The following is a 15713-nucleotide window of genomic DNA, read 5'->3' as shown; positions in this document are numbered from 1 at the left end:
GCTCGCAGAACACGTCGATCCACTTCGCGTACGGGGCGGCGGCGGCCAGCATCGGTCCGCAGACCAACCCCACGTAGTCGTCGGGGCGGTCGGCGCCGAGCCGCCTCCTGACGATCTGGAAGCTGCCGGCCCCTTTCCTGGGGCGCAGGCCACCCACGGTCCTCGCGAGGCGGCTTCTGCGTGCCCGAGGGGGGATCGTCCTGCTGACACGGAAACGCCCCCAGCCGGCCGGCTGGGGGCGTTTCGCGCGTGGGTGAAGGGTCAGGTCAGGACTGGTAGCCCGCCGAGCGGTACTCGTACTCCCGGTCGTCGTCGCGGTCGCCGTGGTCGCGGCTGAAGTCCCAACCGCCGGCCGCCTCGCGACCGGGCCGACCGCCCACTGCGAAACCGCCGATCTCCTGGCCGCGACGCCAGCCACGGAAGTAGCCGGTCGTGTTCTCCGCGAGGCTTGCCGCATCACGCACTATGCGCAAAGGACGCTCCTCGCGCAGCGGCGAACCCGGCACCAGGTTGGCCTGCGGCACGCGCTTCGGCAGCCCGGCGTTGGTCTCGGCACCCACCGCCGGGCGGGCAGCCTGCTCCGCGGCCTGCCAGCCGGTGTCGGCGGTGGTCGACCAGTCCAGGTCGGACTCCTCGGCCTGCCCGACGAACCAGGCCGACTTGGCCTGCGCGAAGATCAGCAGATCGCCGTCGCCCTCGTCGGCGACCGGCGGCGGCCGGTGCTCCATGGGCGGGGGCCGGTGCTCGACCGGAGGCGGCGGCCGGTGCTCGGCCGCGCGCTCGGTGCGGGCGGCCGCCCGACCGTTGCGAGCGGCCTGCTCGCGGTCGACCAGGCGCAACGGCGGCGTCTCCAGGTGCTGGTCCGCGGGAGGATTGAGCCCCTCGCGCAGCGCCCGGTCGGCCAGCGGCGGCGGCTCCACCAGCCGCAGCATCGGCGGCTCCGGCGGCAGGTCGTCCGCCAACCACGGCGGGGTGACCCGACCGTCGGCCCGACCTGGGTCGGTCGGGGCGTCGACACCGCGGCTGCCGCCGTACGAGTAGGCCACCGGGTTGTTCGGTGAGCTGTCGGACGGGTCCTCCGGGTTGTTGACCAGCGGCCAGTTCGCACGGGAGCCGGGCGCTGCGGTCTCCTGCCCCGGTCGGGGCGTCGGCACCGGAATGCTGAGGTCGGTGGCGCTGAACCCGCCGGTGGGTGGCTCGTCGACCGGGCGTTGCAGGTGGCTCGGCCGAGGCTCCCCGTTGGTCTTGGGGCGGGGCGGAATGACCGTGCGCTGCCGCTCGGCCCGCGCGCTGTTGATGGCCGCGGTGGTCAGCGTCGGCCGGAACGGCTCACCGGCCTCGGCCGGCGGCACCATGCCCCGCTGCGTCGGCGCGATCGGGGTGATCCCGGGCGGCGGAGGCGGCGGTGCGGAGACGGGCCGGTTGGTCGGGCCGTCGATCCGGCTCGGAAGCGGCTCGCTGCGACTGGGCAGCGTGGACGGCGGCGGACCAGCCATCGCCGCCGGAGTCATCGGCGCGGGTGCGACCGGCGGCGGCGTGACCGGCGCGGGTGCGACCGGCGGCGGCCCGAGCGGGCGGGGCGACGCCAACGGCGCGTTGCCGGGGACCGGCTCGGGACGGCTGCGACGCCCGACAGCGGGCGCCGGGTCGGCGGCGGGCGGAGCGGATCGGACCGACCGCAACCCGGCGTTGGTGCCGGCGAGGCCGGTCAACCCGGTGGTGCCGGCGAGACCGGTCAACTCGCCGACGGACTCGCCGCGGCGGGCGGCGGCCCGGCGGCCGGGTGCCTGGGCCGGCGTGCTGACCCGCGAGCTGAGCGCGCTGACCAACGCCTCACACCCGGCGTCGCAGGCCCGTACGGAGGCGACGGCCTGACGGACCGTCTCGGCCACCGCGGACGTGAGCGCCCGGTTGACCGCGGCCCGTCGGGGTGTCTCGGAGATGGCGACCCGCAGGGCGGTGACCGCCTCGTTGATCTCCTCGGCGTCGGCGACCCCGTCCGCGGCGAGGTGCGCGGCGATGGCATCCGCCGCGACCGACACCTCGCGGCCCCGGGCCACGGTGCCGCCGAGCATTCCCGGCTCGGGCAGCGCGTCCAGCACGGCCAGAGAGACCGGCTCGGCCGGGTCGGGGTAGGCGCGCAGGGCCGCCGGGTAGAGCTCACGCAGAACCTCGCGTAGCGCCACGGCGGCGGAGTGCCGGCCACTGGCCAGCGCGGCGTGCGCGGAGAGCACCTGCTTGTATCCGGCGAGGTCCCGGGGCGCCGGCAGGGTGACGGCGGAGAGCGCCCCCGCCTGCAACGCGCGGGCGAGGCCGACCGCGCGTCGTTCGGCCGGAGGCGACTGCATCTCCTCAAGGGAGTCGTCGTCGGCGAACCGTTCGGCGAAGTCGTCCACCGAGTCGTCGTCAGCGATCGCCAGGGGTCGCCCCGCCGCGCTCAGCAGCGACGTGACCGTGTGGTCGTCGCTGTCGGCGGCGATGGCCGCACCGCTCGGCCCGCCCGACCGCTCCACGAGCAGCGCGACGAGCTGGGCGTAGCCAGCGGCGTCATCGCTGATCTCGCAGACATGCAGCAGACGGCCTGCGTCGTCGACCACAGCGGACGTCAGCGTCGAACCGGCGGAGGCCGGTCGGTCAGCCGGATCCGCCGAGGCCAGACCGCAGTAAACGCGCACGAGCGCCACGGCGTCGTCCTCCTCCCGGGACAGGTCTTTCCTCTGCCAGCAACTGATGCTCCCCGGTACGGGTCAGTCGCGCCAGTCCACCACCGCAGAGATCTTGCCGACAATGGTGCGCCAACCCAAACTTGCGGTCTGCGCCCCGATCTTCTTCAGCCGTCGCCGAGCCATGAACGCGCCGATCCCACCGTTGGCGGTGCCGCGCAGAGCCTCGTCCAGGTCGTCGAGGCTGGAACCGGCGGAGAGCATGTCGAGTACCGCAGGCAGCCGCAATGCGTACGAGAGGTCACGCGCGGCCTCGCCCGCCTCGATCAGCAGGGTCGAATCCCACGTGTCGTGACCGCCGCGCAGGTTCTCCACGACCAGGTCGAGCTCGTAGGTGTCCTCGTCCAGCGGAGCGATGTCTGCCGGCTCCACCCGTTCGGACAATTCATTCCAGCTGTCCAGTTGGGACAGATCGTTGGGCGCACCGGATCGGATGAAACTGACAAGCGACTCGGGGGTCTTGAACAGCAGCAGCTTGCCCTGGTTGCTGAGGAAGACCGGCACCTCCTCGTCGTCCGACTCGTCCGTGACGGCCTCGTCCGACTCGTCGTCGGTCTCGGTGTCGGTGGCGGCGCCGTCCCGGCGGCGCGTCGACTCGTCGTCCTCGTCGGCGAACTCCTGGGCCAGCTCCTCGTCGAGGATGACGACGGTCTCGTCGTCCTCGTCCTCCTCTTCGATCGCCTGACGGCGGGCGAGGAACGGGTCGTCCTGGTCGCGCTCGGTCACGTCGGTCGGAGTCAGCGAGCTGGCCGGTCGGTACGCCCGGAGCGTGAAGCCGGTACCGGCGGGCAGGGCGATCTCCACTGGGTCGATGCGCAGCTCGTCCCAGAGTGAGCGGTCGATCGACGCCGACGGGCGGTCGGTCTCGACCTCGTCTGGCTCGGCCGCGCCGGTGGTGTCGTCGAGCTCGGGCTCGTCGGCGTCGGGCCGTTGGGGCGACTGGCGGGCCACGCTGACCTCCGTGTGCTTCGGGTTGCCCACCCACCGGGGTCTCTGACCGGCGAGTGACTCTGGGCACATACCCTAGTCGGCGGCCCTGGGTGACCGATGCCCGCACCCCGGTCGCCGGTCGGCGCACGGGTTCGACCTGCTGGTCGTCGTCGCTGGCGAAGAGACGGTTCGACAAGTAGCGTAGCTACGCATGAAGGCCCAGGCGCTGCACGGCCATCTCGATGCTCTGCTGCTCGCCGTGCTCGAACAGGGCGCGCTGCACGGCTACGCGATCATCGAGGCGTTGCGCGCCCGCAGTGACGGCAGTCTGGATCTGCCCACCGGCACCATCTATCCGGCGCTGCGTCGCCTGGAACGCGCCGGTCACGTGGCGAGCACCTGGAGCACTGTCAGCGGCCGGGAACGGCGGACGTACCAACTCACCGACTCCGGCCGGCGGGCGCTGGCCGGGGAACGGGCCGGTTGGCGTGAGTTCCAACTGACAGTCGGCCGGTTCCTCGATCCCGGCACCCCGCCCACCCGGGCCTGACGCGCCCCGGCTGACGCGACCGCTCCGGCCCGACGCGACCCTTCCGGCCGGGCCCGCTCGCGCCGGCTGGTGGTCAGCGGGTGGTGGCCAGCAGCCAGCCCCGCGCCGCGCGGGTGAGCGAGAAGTAGGCGCCGCCCACCAAGATCACCCCGATGATCATCGGGGGCCAGTGCAACGCCGCGTCCCAGAGGTTGAGCGACCAGGTGAACAGGGCGCTGCCGGCCACTATGCCGAGGATCAGGACACCGGTCAGGCCGGTGCCCACGGCACGCTGGGCCAGAGCCAGGCCCGGCCGGGGCGCCCGCGCGCTCGCCCAGACCACCAGCAGGCCGGTCGCCGAGAGCGCCAGCGCGCTCAACCAGATCCAGTCGACCGAGTTGGAGAGCAGCAGATAACCGGCTGGCGGGCGGGGGCCACCACTCCAGCTCGACCCCCGCCAGGTCAGATCACCGGCGGCCACCCCCACCCCGGCGATCGCCAGCATCCGCAGGGAGAGGCCACGCAGGGCGCCCACCGCCAGCTCGGCCTGCCAGGACGGGAGCACCTGTGCCGGGGAGCCGAACTCGGCCACCGCCCTGCGCTGCGCCTCGGTGGGTGGCACCCCGCTCTCGCGGTACGCCTCGACGGCGTCCAGCAACCCGTGCCGGGCCTCGGTCAGCAGGTCGGACTTGAGTCGCGCCGGCCCCTGCAACCGGGCGGCCAGCTCCCGCAGGTGCTCGTCGACCATCACGTCCTCACCGCGCAACATGGCACCACCCTGCCACGGACTCCGGCCGGTCGACGTCGGGGAGAACCCTGGTCCGCCCCGGAGGCGGGTCAGGGGGCGAGCGCCAGGTAACCCCGTTCGGCCGCGGCCTGGAGCAGCCACTGGTCCCGGTACCAGCCCGGGGCCGCCACCAACTCGGCGTGCCGACCGCGCTGGATCACCCGACCGCCGTCCAGGACCACTATCTCGTCCAGCTCGGCCAGCCCGCTGAGCCGGTGGCTGATCAGCAGCACCGAGTGCCCGGCGGGGCTGGCGGCGAGGGCGGACGCGAGCACCGCGTCCGCGGCGGCCGGGTCCAGACCTTCGGTGGGCTCGTCGAGCACCAGCACCGGCGGCGCGGCGAGCAGTGCCCGGGCGAGCGCCAGCCGCTGCCGCTGCCCGCCGGAGAGCTGCCCGCCCTCCTCGCCGACCAGCGTGTCCCAGCCCGCCGGCTGGGCGCGGACCCAGTCCAGCAGACCGGCGGCGGCGGTGGCAGCGGTCAGCTCCTCCTCGCCCGCCGCGGCCCGCCCGAGCAGCAGGTTCTCCCGCACAGTGGCATGAAAGACGTACGCCTCGGCCAGCAACCCGCCGACAGCGCGCGGCAGCGCCTCCTCGGCGTACGCCGAAAGATCTTGACCGTCCAGGGTGACCCGGCCGGACGCGGGCCGGACGGCACCGGTCAGCACGGCGGCCAGCGTGCTCTTGCCGGCGCCGCTCGGGCCGACGACCGCGATCCGGCGTCCGGCCGGCAGGTCCAGGCTGACCCTGTCCAGGGCGGGCGCCGCACCGGCCCGGTACCGCACTGTCACGTCGACGAAGCGCAGGTCGTGCGGGCCGGTCAGGTCCGTCGCGCCGGTCGCCGTCGGAGCGGTGGGCGGGTCGGCGTCGAGCAGGTCCGCCACCCGGGTCAGGCCGGGCCGCAGTTGCGTCCACTGCCGGGCCGCCGCCACCAACGCCAGCGTCACCTCGACGGCGGCCAGGGTGCCGACGGCCAGGACGCCCACCAGCACCCCCCGCACGTCGGCGGCGAGCGCGACCAGCACCACCGCCGCGGCGGTCACGCCGGCGACCAGCACGCCGGCCGCGTCCACGGCGAACCCGGTGGCGGCCAGCCGACGTTCCAGCCGGGCCAGCCGGTGGGCGCGCTGCTCGGCGGCGCGCAACGCGACGTCGGTCGCCCCGAACGCGGCCAGGTCGGCGGCACCGTGGGTGAGGTCGATCGCATCGGTGGCCAGCGCGCCCCGCAGGGGGGCCACCTCGGCCGCGCTGCGGCGGGTGACCGCGGTGGCCAACGCGGGCAGCGCCACCCCGGCGACCAGCAGCCCGACGGCGAGCGCCCCGGCGGCCGGTGGTGAGATCAGCGCCGCCACGGCGACCGCCGTCACGCCGACCACGGCCGCCGCCGAGGCGGGCACCAGCACCCGCAGCAGCAGGTCCTGGACGGCCTCCACGTCGGAGACCAGGCGGCTCAGCACGTCCCCCGAGCGGTGCGCCGTGCCACGGCGGGCCGCCAGGGTGGCGAAGACCCGGGCCCGGACGTCGGTGATCATGCGGAGCACCGCGTCGTGCCCGGCGAGTCGTTCGGTGTAGCGGAACACGCCACGGCTGATCGCCAGCGCCCGGACCGCGACGATCGCCACGGTGAGGCGGTCCAGCGGAGGCTGACCGGCGGCGCTCATCAGCAGCCAGGTGGCGGTGGCCATCAGGGCCAGGCCGGCGAACTCGGTGGCGGCCGCCAGCAGCCCCGCGCCGACCAGGCGGCCCAGGTACGGCCGGGCCAGTCGCAGCACCGCCCGCTCGGCGGCGGCCCGCCCGCGCGGTGCGGCGTCGGTGGCGGCCCGCCCGGGCGGCGCCGGGTCGGTGACCCCGCCTGCCGGGCCCGGCACGGGTGCCGCGTTCATCGGGTGGCCCTTCCGGTCGGCTCGGGCGTCAACTCGGTGACCCGGCCGTCCTCGACGCGCAGGATCCGGTCGGCGTCGGCCAGCAACGCGGGACGGTGTGCGACGAGCAGCGCCGTCCGCCCGGCGACCAGGCGACGGGTGGCGTCGAGCACCACCGCCTCGGCCGCCGTGTCGAGTCGGGCGGTGGGTTCGTCGAGCAGCACCACCGGGGCGGAGCGCAGGAACGCCCGGGCCAGTGCCACCCGCTGCCGCTGACCACTGGACAGCCCGTGACCGCGTTCGCCGAGCAGGGTGTCCAGACCGTCGGGCAGACCGGCAACCACGTCGTCCAGGGCGGCGTCGTGCACCGCGGCGGTGAGTACGTCGGCCGGGGTGTCCGGCGCGCCGAGGCGGATGTTGTCGGCCAGCGAGGCGGCGAAGAGGTGCGCCCGCTGCGGCACCCAGGCGAGCTGCCGACGCCAGGCGTCCGGGTCGGCGGTGGCGAGGTCGACCCCGTCCACGGTGAGCCGGCCGCTGGTCGGTGTCACGAAACCCAGCAGCAGGCCGAGCAGGGTGCTCTTGCCGGCGCCGCTGGGCCCGATGATGGCGATCCGCTCGCCGGGTCGGATGGTCAGGGTCACGTCGCGCAGCGCCGTGGTCCGCTCGTACGCCACCGTCACCCCCTCGAACCGGATCTCGGCCCGCGCGTCCGGCACGGAGGCGCCCTCGGCGGCCCGGGGCGCGGTGGGTGCGGCGGAGACGGTCAACGCCTCGTCCAGCGCGGCCAGCCCTTCCATGCTGGCGTGGAAGCGGCTGCCGGCGGCCCGCAGCGGCAGGTATGCCTCCGGGGTCAGGAGCAGCACCAGCAGCGCGGTCTGCAGGGCCAGCCCGCCGCCGAGCAACCGGATGCCGACCGGCACCGCGACCAGCGCCACCGAGAGGGTGGCGACCAGTTCGAGGACCAGCGCGGAGAGGAACGCGATCCGCAGTGTCTTCATGGTGGCGACGCGGTGCCCGTCGGCCATCCGGCGTACCACATCGGTCTGCGCCCGGGCCCGCCCGAACGCGCGCAGCGTGGGCAGCCCGGCGACCATGTCCAGGAAGTGCCCGCCGAGCAGCGCGAGGCGTCGCCACTGCCGCTCGGTGGCAGCCTGCGCCTGCCAGCCGAGCAGCGCGCCGAAGACCGGGATCAGCGGCAGGGTCAGCGCGATGATCACCGCCGAACTCCAGTCGGCGAAGACGACCCGGGCCAGCACCGCGAGGGGCACCGTCACGCTGAGCACCAGTTGCGGCAGGTACCCGGTGAAGTACGCGTCCAGCGCGTCCAACCCACGCCCGGCCAGGGTGGCGATCTCACCGGCCCGCTGCCCGGCCACCCAACCGGGCCCGTGCCGGCCCACCGCGCCGAGCAGGTCGGCCCGCAGCGTGGCCTTGACCGTGGCGGTGACCCGGGCCGAAACCGTGCCCTGCGCCCACACCAGGGCCGAGCGGGCGGCGACCGCGACCACGAAGCCGGCCAGCGCCGGTCGATCCAGCCGACCGTCGATCGCGGTGGCCAGCAGCGACGCGAGCGCGGTGGCCTGGGCCACGATCAACCCGGCGGCCAGCACCCCCAGGAGCGCGAGCACGGCAAGATCGCCCCGGGCCGCAGGGACCCGGCGCAGCAGACGCGGGTCGAACGGACGGCGTCTCACCAGTACACCGGTGCCCTACCGTCGGTCCGTCCTCGGAAAACCCACCAGCACATCGCCTGGAAGCCTAGTAGGGCCGGAAGTAGCGGCAGCGCCACCCAGCCCAGCAGCCGCAGAGTCGGCGCGCTGGCGGCCGCGTCAGCCACCAGCAGCGAGGCGTCCGGATCGGTCGTGGACACCAGCACGTAGGGCCAGAGAGCTGCTCCGACCAGCAGCACCGGCAGCGCCAGGGCCGTGCCGGTGGCGACCAGAGCCCACCCCGGCCGCCGCCGGGCCAGCGCCGCGCGGGCCGCCAGCAACGCCGCCACGAGCAGCACGGGCAGGAGTACGGCCACCGCCGGTCGCTGCACTGTGTCACGTACCCGGGCGGAGAGCAGGCCCACGACGGTGGCCAGGGCGACCGCGGTGAGCGCCACCGGCACCAGCCGGCGGGCCGTACGGCCGACCACGGCGGCGGCCTCCGCCGACAGCCGCAGGGTGAGGAAGGTCGCCCCGTGCACCGCGACCAGGGTGACCATGGCCAGACCGGCGGCGGCCGCGAACGGGGTGGCCAGGTGTGTCACCCCGGCGACGTGCCCGTCGGCCTTCAGGGGTACGCCCTGCAACAGGGCGGCCAGCAGCACACCCCAGCCCAGCGCGGCGAGGGCGCTGCCGATCACCACCACGCGGTCCCAACGGGCGCGGACCCGCTCGTCACCGGGCCGGCTGCGCAACTGGACCCCGACGGTGACCAGGATGACGCCGACCAGGGCGCCCGCGACGGCCGGATAGCAGCCGGCCAGCAGTTCGCCCTCCAGGAGGGGGAACGCGCCGAACAGAATGCCCATGGCCGCCACCAGCCAGACCTCGTTGCCGAGGAAGAAGGGGCCGAGCGCGGTGAGCGCCTCCCGGCGGCCGGCCGGACCGACACCGCGGGCGAGCAGCAGCCCGACGCCGTAGTCGTAGCCGGCGAGCACCAGGTAGCTGGCGAAGAAGAAGCCGAGCAGGGCGTACCAGGCGAGGTCCACTGTCTTCTCCTCTACAGCAGGGCGGGTTCGGGGTGGGCCGGCTCGCTGGGCGGTGCCGGTGGGCGGCCGAGCGCCGGGTCGGCCGCGCCGCGTCGGGCGTGCCGGGCCAGCAGCACCCAGTTGGTGACGGCGAGGGTGCCCAGCAGCAGGCTGAACCCGACCAGCGAGATGAGCATCAGCGGGGCGCTGACCGGGGAGACGGCCTGCTCGGTGGGGAGCAGCCCGTACGCCACCCAGGGTTGACGGCCGACCTCCCGGGAGATCCAGCCGAGGATCACCGCGATGAACGGCAGCGGCAGGGCGAGCAGGATCAGCCAGAGCGGGAAGCGCAGTCGGATGACCCAGTCCCGGAAGAGCAGGGGCAGCAGCAACCACAGGCAGCCGAGGGTGAAGCCGATCAGGATCATGAAGCCCAACCCGACGCTGGCCAGCACCGGCGGGGTGTAGTCGCCGGGGCCGAACCGCGTGGTCCACTCGGCGATCAGCGCCTGGCTCTCCGGGCTGTCGACGCCGAACTTGGTCGGCTGCACCGAGCCCACCGGGCCGAACTGGGCGAACCCGAAGCCCTGCACCATCGTGACGGCCAGTGCCGCGGTGACCAGGCCGACCCGCAGCGAGGTGCGGAAGAACGCGAAGTCCGGGGTACGCCGGATCAGGTGCCAAGCGCTGACCGCCGCCATCAGCATCCCGCCGACCAGCACCGCCGCCGAGACCACGTGACCGAAGGCCATGCCGAGGCTGGGGTTGCCGAGCAGCGCGCCGAAGTCGGTGAGGTGGGCGATCCCGTCGCGGACCTCGTAGCCGACCGGGTTCTGCAGCCACGAGTTGGCCACCATGATCCAGAACGCCGAGGCGTACGCGGTGATCGCCACGCCCCAGAGCAGCGCGAGGTGGACGCCCTTGCCGAGCCGGTGCCAGCCGAAGATCCACATTCCGAGGAAGGTGGACTCCAGGAAGAACGCCACCAGCGTCTCGATGGCCAGAGGTGCGCCGAACACGTTGCCGACGTAGCGCGACAGGCCGCTCCAGTTCAGCCCGAACTGGAACTCCATCACGATGCCGGTAGCGATGCCGAGCACATAGTTGATCACGTAGAGCTGACCCCAGTAGCGGGTCAGCCGCTCCCACTTCGGGTTGCCGGTGATCACCCACGCGGTCTGCATGCCGACGAGCAGGGTGACCAGCCCGAGCGTGACCACCACGAACAGGAAGTGGATCGAGGTGGTGGTGGCGAACTGCAGGCGGGCGAGGAGCAGGGTGTCCATGACCAACCCTCCATAGCGTTGGCTCCCTTTTCGTAGCCACCCTACACGTAGTTTGCCTACACGTAGGACCTACTACGTCCCGTCGTAGGAAATGCTACTACGCTATGTAGTGCTAAGGGGGGTCGCGCTCGGCCCCGACCTCAAGGCGCCGCATCCGGCGACTGGCCCGTGCGCCGCCCCGCCCCGCCCCGTCGCGGCACCCCTCCCGCCCGCGCCGGCCTCTCGCACCCCAGCTCGACGGGTCGAAGCCCGCTCCGCCCGCCCGCGCCGGCCTGTCCCACCCCACCCCGACCCGTCGAAGCCCGCCCCGTCCGCTCGCGCCAGTCCTGCCCAGGTCCGTCGAGGCCCGGTCCCGCCCGCGCCAGCTCCGCCTCGGCCCGGCCTGCCTCGGCCCGGCCTGCCTCATCGATCATGGAGTTGTGGTGGGTATAAAAGCGTCTTACAAACCTAAAACAGGCACCACCACTCCATGATCGACTTGCTGGAGTCGCGATCTTGCATTTGCTGTCCAGGCATAAGGGGTATTCAACGCTTTTCGGCGACCGAAACCGCAAGATCGGCGCAGGCGCAGGCGCAGGCGGGCGCGGGGCTTGCCGACGGGATCGAGTGCGTGCCTGCCCTCCGCCGTGTCTTGCCGTCTTGGGTGTGCCCGGTGGCGTCAGCTCAGGAAGAGGGTGACCGGGAGGGCGACCAGCGTGGTGGCAACCGCCAGGGCGGTGGCGCCGAGCACCCGGGGCGGCCGGTCGGTGACCAGCAGGCGCTGCACCCGTACGTCGAGATCCCGGTCGCCCATGCCCAGCGCGCCGGCCGGGGTGATCCGGTGCCCGGCGGCGGCGAACCGGCGCAGCGCACCCGCCAGCGGCGCCTCGGCGTGCAGCTCGCGGGCCTTGTCGTCGGCGCGCATCTCGACCAGCAGGGCGACCCGCTCGTGCGCGTCGCGCACCCAGCCGAACCACGGCAGCGCCCGGCACAGCGCGGTGAACGGCAGCAGCACCAGGTCGTGCCGCTCGTGGGCGTGCGCACGCTCGTGACTGAGGACTGCGGCCAGCTCGGCGCGGTCCAACAGGCTCAGGGTGCCGGCGCTGATCACCACCTGCGGCTTCACGCCCGGCAGGCAGTACGCGGCGGCGCTCGGATGATCCAACACCAGCGCGCCCGGGGCGGCCGGGTCGTTCCGGGCGACCAGGGAGAGCAGGTCCCGGTGGCGACGCTGGGCGCGTACGGTGCCGTGGATGCTGCGAACGGTCGTCGTGACCAGCACCGCTCCGATGCCGAAGCCCACACCGACGCCGGCCAGGTGGAACGTGCCCACCCCGATCGGCAGGGCGCCGTGGGCGAGGTCGTCGGCCAGGGCGAGCAGTGCGCTACCGGTCGACCGGTCGTACGCGCTCAACCCGAGCGCCATCGGTAGACCCATCGCCGAGAGGCCCAACGCCAGCCCGACGGCCTGCCAGCAGATGATCGCCACCCGCGGGCTGCGCCACGTCCAGGTGGAGCGGGCCAACACCTGGGCGGTCAGATAGCAGGCCAGCATCGTGGCGGCGAAGTGCACGGCGTAGGCCATGGCGCGCGCCCTACCGCTCCGCTGTCTCGCCGGCGGCTCGCCGGCCCGCCGGCCCGTCCACCCGGTCGGTCAGGGCGTCGGCCCTGCCCGCGTCACCGCCGGTGGAGCCCGGCCCGGTCAGGCCGGCTTCGTTGCCCAGGGCCGCCCGCAGCACCTCGGCCTCGGTGCCGGTCACCGAGCGGGCGAAGCGCACCAGCGCGGCGTCCCGGCTGCCACCCAGGTCGAGGGCGTCGAGCATGAGTTGAGCGATGTGCGCCTCGCGGCTGGCCGCCGGACGGTACCGCCAGGCCCGACCCTCCCGCTCCCGTTGCACCATGCCCTTGCCGGCGAGCCGGTCCAGCACTGTCATCACAGTCGTGTACGCCAGCTCACGGCCGTCGAGCGCGTCGGCCACCTCGCGCACGGTCACCCCGTCCGACGTGCCGGGAACCACGTCCCACAGCACGTCCATCACCGCACGCTCAAGATCGCCCAACCGAGTCACGAACCAATCCTACCCCCGGTAGTAGACCCCCACCCGCCCGTCCCCATCCGCCTGTCCCCACCGGCCTGTCCCCACCCAGCACCAACCCACCGGCAATCAACGCACCCACCCTCACCACCAGCGATCATGAGGTTGACCGGGCCGAAAGAGATCAAAGCCCCCGCCAGCCTCATGATCGCCAGGGTGAGATCGGCGGGACAGGACAAGCGCAGGACAAGAACAGGGGTGTTGCTGCCTCCGAGACGCTGGAGGCAGCAACACCCCTGAAGTTGCCGTGGATCCTGACCGGCCGCCGCCAGCCGACCCGGATCAGCACGCCAGCGGACCCGAGCGGTGCGATGCGGCGCGGACCCGGGCGGGGGTGCGGTGCGGGGCGGACCCGGGCGGTGCAGGGTGGGGCAGTGCGGGGCGGAACCGCCCGACGGGGTCAGCCGACGCCCCGCCGACCGGCAACCCCACCCGAGGCAGAACCCCCAAGCTGACCCACCCCGACGAACCCGGCCCACGTCAGGTTTTCCGGGGGGAGCCCGCCCACGCAGGGATCAAGCCTGACCGCCCGGAGTGGGCGGGCTCCCCCCGGAAAACCGCCCCAGCAAGACACCAACACACCGAAGAGAGACGATCACACCCCCTTGGGATGCCACACCGTCTTCGTCTCCAGCAGCACGGTCATCGGCGCCACCCCCGGGTCACCGGTCCAGTCGTGGTCGGCCGGGGCCGGCCGGAGCACCCGCTTGAGGTTCTCCGCCGCCCTGACCTCCAGGTCGGTGGCGAGCGCGGCGTCGGTGACCCCGGTCAGGTCGATCGCGTTGACGTCCATGTGCGCGGCCAGCGTCGGCGCGGTTTCGGTGATCGCGCCGGTGAGAATGTTGACCACACCGCCGGGCAGGTCGGAGGTGGCCAGCACCTCGGCCAGCGTCACCGCCGCCAGCGGCTCGCTCGGGGACGCCGCCACCACCACCGTGTTGCCGGTGACGATCGCCGGAGCGATCACGCTGACCAGGCCGAGCAGCGCTGGGCGCTCCGGGGCGACCACCGCGACCACGCCGGTCGGCTCGGGCGCGGAGATGTTGAAGTACGGGCCGGCGACCGGGTTGGCGCCGCCGTACACCTGGGCGAGCTTGTCGGCCCAGCCGGCGTACCAGACCCAGCGGTCGACAGCGGCGTCCACCTCGTCGCCGGGGATGCCCAGGGCGACGAACTGTTCGCGGCGGCCCTCCAGCATCTCGGCGGCCCGGTAGAGGATCTGACCCCGGTTGTACGCGGTCGCGCCGGCCCACCCCTTGACGGCGGCGCGGGCGGCGACCACCGCGTCCCGGGCGTCCTTGCGGGAGGCCAGTGACACATTCGAGGACTGCACGAGATACGACCGTCCCGACTCGCTGCGCGGGAACTTCCCGCCGATGAAGAGCTTGTACGTCTTGCGTACCGCGACCCGCTCAGACATTGAGGTAGCCCTCCAGCCCGTGCCGGCCGCCCTCGCGACCGTAGCCCGACTCCTTGTAACCACCGAACGGCGAGGTGGGGTCGAACTTGTTGAAGGTGTTGGCCCAGACCACGCCGGCGCGCAGCCGGTCGGCCATCCACAGGATGCGGGAGCCCTTGTCGGTCCAGATCCCGGCCGACAGTCCGTACGGCGTGTTGTTGGCCTTTTCCACGGCCTCGGCCGGGGTGCGGAAGGTCAGCACGGACAGCACCGGGCCGAAGATCTCCTCCCGGGCGATGCGGTGTGCCTGGGTGACGCCGGTGAAGATGGTCGGCGCGAACCAGAAGCCGCGGTCGGGCAGCTCGCACGGCGGCGACCAGCGCTCGGCGCCCTCGGCGGAGCCGGCGTCGGACAGCTCGCGAATCCGCTCCAGCTGGGCGGCCGAGTTGATCGCGCCGACATCGGTGTTCTTGTCCAGTGGGTCACCGACCCGGAGCTGGGCCATCCGCCGCTTCAGCGACTCCAGCACCCGGTCGGCCACGTTCTCCTGAACCAGCAGTCGGGAGCCGGCGCAGCAGACGTGCCCCTGGTTGAAGAAGATGCCGTTGACGATGCCCTCGACGGCCTGGTCGATGGGGGCGTCGTCGAAGACGATGTTGGCGGCCTTGCCGCCCAGCTCCAGGGTGAGCTTCTTGCGGGTGCCGGCGACGGATCGGGCGATGGCCCGGCCCACGTCGGTGGAGCCGGTGAAGGCGACCTTGTCCACGCCGGGGTGTTCGACCAGCGCGCGGCCGGTGTCGCCGGCGCCGGTGAGGATGTTGACCACACCGGCCGGCAGTTCGGCCTGCTGGCAGATCTCGGCGAAGAGCAGCGCGGTCAGCGGGGTGGTCTCGGCCGGCTTCAGCACCACCGTGTTGCCGGCGGCCAGCGCCGGGGCGATCTTCCAGGCCAGCATGAGCAGCGGGAAGTTCCACGGGATGACCTGCGCGGCCACGCCGATGGGCTGCGGATTCGCACCGAAGCCGGCGTACGGCAGCTTGTCGGCCCAGCCCGCGTAGTAGAAGAAGTGCGCGGCGACCAGCGGCAGGTCGACATCGCGGGACTCGCGGATCGGCTTGCCGTTGTCCAGCGACTCCAGCACGGCCAGCTCGCGGGAGCGCTCCTGGATGAGCCGGGCGATCCGGTACAGGTACTTCGCCCGGTCCCGGCCCGGCATCGGGCCCCAGACCTTGTCGTACGCCTTGCGGGCGGCGCGCACCGCGCGTTCCACGTCCTGGGCGCCGGCCTCGGCGACCTCGGCCAGCACCTCCTCGGAGGCGGGGTTGATCGACTTGAAGCTGCCACCGTCGGTCGGGTCGACGAACTCACCGTCGATGAACAGCCCGTACGAGGGTTTGAGGTCCACCACCGAGCGGGACTCGGGGGCGGGGGCGTATTCGAACATCGGC

At 73.4% G+C, this 15713-nt stretch carries 12 protein-coding genes; 1 reads left to right on the top strand and 11 read right to left on the bottom strand.

The window, feature by feature from the left end; translation table 11 throughout:
- Window positions 1–266: 266 nt before the first annotated feature.
- Both AB0877_RS28785 and AB0877_RS28780 read right to left on the bottom strand, forming a co-directional pair.
- Window positions 267–2708: a transposase gene (locus AB0877_RS28785; RefSeq protein WP_366612704.1), complete on the bottom strand. Its 2442-nt coding sequence runs from the start codon at window positions 2706–2708 to the stop codon at window positions 267–269.
- Window positions 2709–2747: 39 nt separating this feature from the next.
- Window positions 2748–3704, bottom strand: coding sequence for a DNA primase (locus AB0877_RS28780; RefSeq protein WP_366612699.1), 957 nt, complete (start codon window positions 3702–3704; stop codon window positions 2748–2750).
- Between the two features lie 160 nt (window positions 3705–3864).
- Here AB0877_RS28780 and AB0877_RS28775 point away from each other — a divergent pair, with 160 nt between their 5' ends.
- Entirely contained in the window at window positions 3865–4203 is a 339-nt protein-coding gene (locus AB0877_RS28775; protein WP_366612698.1) for a helix-turn-helix transcriptional regulator, read from the top strand.
- A gap of 73 nt (window positions 4204–4276) precedes the next feature.
- On the opposite strand, the gene AB0877_RS28770 is transcribed toward AB0877_RS28775, so the two are convergent.
- From AB0877_RS28770 to AB0877_RS28730, 9 genes are all read right to left on the bottom strand, one after another.
- On the bottom strand, window positions 4277–4951 hold the full coding sequence (locus tag AB0877_RS28770; protein WP_366612697.1) for a permease prefix domain 1-containing protein: 675 nt from the start codon (window positions 4949–4951) through the stop codon (window positions 4277–4279).
- 68 nt (window positions 4952–5019) lie between these two features.
- Window positions 5020–6849 (bottom strand): thiol reductant ABC exporter subunit CydC, encoded by a 1830-nt coding sequence (cydC, locus tag AB0877_RS28765; RefSeq protein ID WP_366612696.1) that lies wholly within the window; start codon window positions 6847–6849, stop codon window positions 5020–5022.
- Complete coding sequence (cydD, locus tag AB0877_RS28760; protein WP_366612695.1) at window positions 6846–8522, bottom strand: thiol reductant ABC exporter subunit CydD; 1677 nt, start codon at window positions 8520–8522, stop codon at window positions 6846–6848. Before cydD ends, cydC begins: the two co-directional genes overlap by 4 nt.
- Entirely contained in the window at window positions 8519–9526 is a 1008-nt protein-coding gene (locus AB0877_RS28755; RefSeq protein ID WP_366612694.1) for a cytochrome d ubiquinol oxidase subunit II, read from the bottom strand. The genes cydD and AB0877_RS28755 overlap by 4 nt, the downstream gene beginning before the upstream one ends.
- A gap of 11 nt (window positions 9527–9537) precedes the next feature.
- Window positions 9538–10791 carry a cytochrome ubiquinol oxidase subunit I gene (locus tag AB0877_RS28750; RefSeq protein ID WP_366612693.1) on the bottom strand — a complete coding sequence of 418 codons (1254 nt, stop codon included), beginning with the start codon at window positions 10789–10791 and terminating at the stop codon, window positions 9538–9540.
- A 658-nt stretch (window positions 10792–11449) separates the two neighbouring features.
- A complete protein-coding gene (locus AB0877_RS28745; RefSeq protein ID WP_366612692.1) occupies window positions 11450–12355 on the bottom strand; it encodes a M56 family metallopeptidase in 906 nt (301 codons plus the stop codon).
- Between the two features lie 10 nt (window positions 12356–12365).
- A complete protein-coding gene (locus tag AB0877_RS28740) occupies window positions 12366–12839 on the bottom strand; it encodes a BlaI/MecI/CopY family transcriptional regulator (protein WP_355009492.1) in 474 nt (157 codons plus the stop codon).
- 622 nt (window positions 12840–13461) lie between these two features.
- The gene (locus AB0877_RS28735) at window positions 13462–14286 is read right to left on the bottom strand and encodes an aldehyde dehydrogenase family protein (protein ID WP_366612691.1); all 825 of its coding nucleotides are present in this window, start codon (window positions 14284–14286) and stop codon (window positions 13462–13464) included.
- The gene (locus tag AB0877_RS28730) at window positions 14279–15709 is read right to left on the bottom strand and encodes an aldehyde dehydrogenase family protein (protein ID WP_366612690.1); all 1431 of its coding nucleotides are present in this window, start codon (window positions 15707–15709) and stop codon (window positions 14279–14281) included. The genes AB0877_RS28735 and AB0877_RS28730 overlap by 8 nt, the downstream gene beginning before the upstream one ends.
- Between the last annotated feature and the right edge of the window lie 4 nt (window positions 15710–15713).

Origin of the sequence: Micromonospora sp. NPDC047644 (genome assembly GCF_040704315.1) — a bacterium.
Lineage (GTDB): Bacteria > Actinomycetota > Actinomycetes > Mycobacteriales > Micromonosporaceae > Micromonospora.
This window is presented reverse-complemented; position numbering and strand designations above follow the sequence as displayed.